General features: G+C 63.7%; 4 protein-coding genes. 2 read left to right on the top strand and 2 right to left on the bottom strand.

Translation table 11 applies throughout. The features are described 5' to 3' along the window. Positions 1-123: 123 nt before the first annotated feature. Positions 124-1,689 (bottom strand): ArnT family glycosyltransferase, encoded by a 1,566-nt coding sequence (locus tag EN939_RS27650; RefSeq protein WP_236382756.1) that lies wholly within the window; start codon positions 1,687-1,689, stop codon positions 124-126. A 68-nt stretch (positions 1,690-1,757) separates the two neighbouring features. On the opposite strand from EN939_RS27650, the gene EN939_RS38205 reads away from it, so the two are divergent. Both EN939_RS38205 and EN939_RS27645 read left to right on the top strand, forming a co-directional pair. Continuing rightward, positions 1,758-1,928 carry a hypothetical protein gene (locus tag EN939_RS38205; RefSeq protein WP_164748724.1) on the top strand — a complete coding sequence of 57 codons (171 nt, stop codon included), beginning with the start codon at positions 1,758-1,760 and terminating at the stop codon, positions 1,926-1,928. A 38-nt stretch (positions 1,929-1,966) separates the two neighbouring features. Next, on the top strand, positions 1,967-2,674 hold the full coding sequence (locus tag EN939_RS27645; protein ID WP_127270889.1) for a hypothetical protein: 708 nt from the start codon (positions 1,967-1,969) through the stop codon (positions 2,672-2,674). 126 nt (positions 2,675-2,800) lie between these two features. Here EN939_RS27645 and EN939_RS27640 read toward each other — a convergent pair. Then, on the bottom strand, positions 2,801-3,033 hold a 233-nt coding region (locus EN939_RS27640), incomplete at its 5' end, for a hypothetical protein (RefSeq protein ID WP_127270887.1).

Below are 3,033 nucleotides of genomic sequence, written 5' to 3'. Positions count from 1 at the left end.
CCTCAAAAGCAATTCCAGGAAAAGTGTGTAGCGGTTTTCCGTCTGGAATTGCGTGAAAGCAAGTGGTCTCGCCATAAATGGGCATTGTCACCTGCTTCGTCCAGCGGACGCGGTGGATCTACCTCAATTGCTCGGTTGGGCGAGGCTGTCGATCAAACCCGGTAGCTTCATGCCAGGCGGAATGGCGGCAAAGCTGATCGCCACCGGTGGTGCCCTGAGCGACCAGGCGAAAAGAACGGTCTTGACCGGGATGTTTCCCAGCCACGCCAGCAGCCGAGGTGGCACGCCGCTCCCGGGCCAGACCAGGAGCATACCGTGATCGCGCAGCCGCTGGCTGGTGATCCAGGGGGCGAGCCGCATGTCGAGGTCGGTGAAGATCGACGGCTTGTCATAGGCGTTGAGGCCCGCCAGCAACGCGATGCGGGTATCGCCGCCGACGATGTCGAGCCGACCGGGCACCGCCGCGTGCCAGACCGCCTCGGCTTCGTCCGAAATCTGCCGCGCTGGCCAGCAGACGGCATCCATGCGCCCGCGCAAATTGCAACTCGTCCAGCGGATGCCCGCATAGGCACCGGACATGCCGAGGATGCAGGCGAACGCGCAGATCGCCAGCCGTCGCAGTTCGACGGCGCCAAGCCGATGACCCAGCAAGGCGATCGCCACAACGCCGACCAGATTGTACATCGGCGCGCCCCACGCCTCGCCGGCGCCGGTAAACAGCGAGGCCACCATGACAAGCACCGCCGGACCAAGCCCCATCCACACGAGATAGGCCAGCGCGCCGCGCTCAATGGGCTGTTCCGGCGCGGGCGAACGCCGCAACAGCCCCGATATCGACAGCACCAGCAATAAGCCGCAGAGCCCCGCCATTTGGACACCGATATAGTAAAGGCGGGCGCGGTGGACCAACACCCATTCATCGCGGCCGGCGACATAGGTCAGCGGCAGGAAATCGATGCGGTAGAGCTGGATGGCCAGTGGCGCGGCGACGGCGAGGAAAACCGCGAGCCCAAGCCAGGGCCAGGGCGTGGCGAGCCGATTGCGTGCCCGCGTGTCCGACAACAGCCAGATCGCCCCGAAGAGCAACAGCAGCCCGGTGGAAAACTTGGCATAGAGCCCGACGCCCGACACCAGTCCGAGCGCCAGCCACCAGCCCGGCCCACCGCCACGGCCCGCACGCCACAGCAGCCAGCAGATTGCGGCCCAGAAGGGCATCTGCGCGTAATCATGATTGAACTGCGGTGTCGGCCAGCCGAAGAAATACAATGACGGCATCAAAAGCACGGCGGCCAGCGCGCGGGTTCTCCCGAGCATGTCGCGGGCCAGCAGGTAGACGAAGACGAAGGTCGCCGAGACGACAAGCTGGGCGAGCAGATATTGCGGCCAGCGGAACGATCCGGTCAGAAGATGGCTGATCTCGAGCAGCCAGCCGGGGAGCTGCGGATGCTTGTAGGTCAAAAGCACCCATTCGCGGCCCCACATAAAGCTCTCGACGACATCGCCGGGCGGGGCGGCATCGACAAGCGCCGGCATCACGGTCCAGCACAGGATCTGCGTCAGGCATAAAAGCGCTAGGCCGGCTTCTGGATAGCGCGTCAGCCCCGGCCAGATCGACGACTGCCACCAGTCGCCTGGAACAGAACTGCCGACCGGCAGCCAACCGTTCATGGTTTCGTCGATTCGCGTCATGCGGTGGATAAATCACACCGGACGGTTTTACGAACAGCCCAGAACTTGAAGCTTACGAAAATGTATACTTGGCCGACCATGGCAAAACCAAGATTGAGGCAGAGTTTCGCGCCACCATGCCGCCTCTCCCGTCATCACATGCCAGCAAGACAACAATGGAACACGCCATCGCGCAGCACCCTGAACATGCCGGGCATGGCGCCTTGGGCGTGATCGCGGCAGGCGTCGCCTACGCCTGACCGGTTGCCGTCCCCAAAAAGCATCCAGGATTTGAAAAATGCGCCACCACCATGCCGTCATTCACTACCGTGCGCTCGATTTCTGGATGGCCCGTGCGGCCGTTCTCGTCATCATCTGCCTGCAGCTTCTGGTCATCAACAATCTCTCATTCGGGCCGCGCTGGGTGGCGCCCGCGCTGGAGGCGGCCCTGCTGCTGCCCTTGTCGGTGGCCACCGCCTGGACGCAGGCCGCCACCCGAAAGGCGGTCGAGGACCACGAGTGGCATGCGATCGGCCAGTTTCGGGTCATGATCCGCAGAACAGCCCTGACCATGACCGCCATCATCAGCATCATCAATTGCGGTTCGCTGGTCCTGCTGGTGCGTGCCTTGCTGGAGGGCCATGCCGGCAGTAGCGGTACGACGCTGCTGATCGACGCGCTCAACATCTGGGTCACCAACGTCATCGTTTTTGCCTTGTGGTTCTGGAGCACCGACCGCGGCGGTCCGCCGACCTGCGGCCTCGTCAAGCTCGCACAGGCCGATTTCCTGTTCGCGCAGATGACGTTGAACGACCGTGAGCTTCGAGATTGGCTGCCCGGCTTCGTCGATTATTTCTTCCTCGCCTTCACCAATGCGACCGCATTTTCGCCGACCGATACCTTGCCACTCTCCCAGCGCGCCAAGCTGCTGATGATGGCCGAGGCCATGATCTCGCTGCTGACCATCGCGCTGGTCGCGGCACGCGCGGTCAACATCCTCGCTTGATCGGCCCGACACGCGAAAATAGCCCGCCCGGCGAACCGGAACGGGCTATTTTGGGTTGTCTTCGATGGTTCGATGCCGCGGGAAACGTGCCTCGGCAATTCCGCCAAGCAATCGCCGCCGCACCAGCTATTCGTCCCGCGCGCGGCTGACTCTCCGCACCACGAACTCGAACAGGACGTCCGAAATCCACATGGCGCAGACGCCGATCAGGAAGGCGGCCGCCAGCGTGGTGGTGTCGTCGGCGGGATCGGGCATCGGCAGGCCGGCGATCCTGGCGTAGGACACCGCCGGCAGCGTCAGGTAGGCCGCCGCAAGTGCGCCGCAGATCGGCGAGGCCACCATTTCGCGCAGCTTGTAGC

It is taken from the genome of Mesorhizobium sp. M7A.F.Ca.CA.002.05.1.1 (assembly GCF_003998335.1).
Taxonomy (GTDB): Bacteria; Pseudomonadota; Alphaproteobacteria; order Rhizobiales; family Rhizobiaceae; genus Mesorhizobium.
Note: the sequence above shows the minus strand (reverse complement) of the source record. Positions and strands in the feature narration are given on the sequence as shown.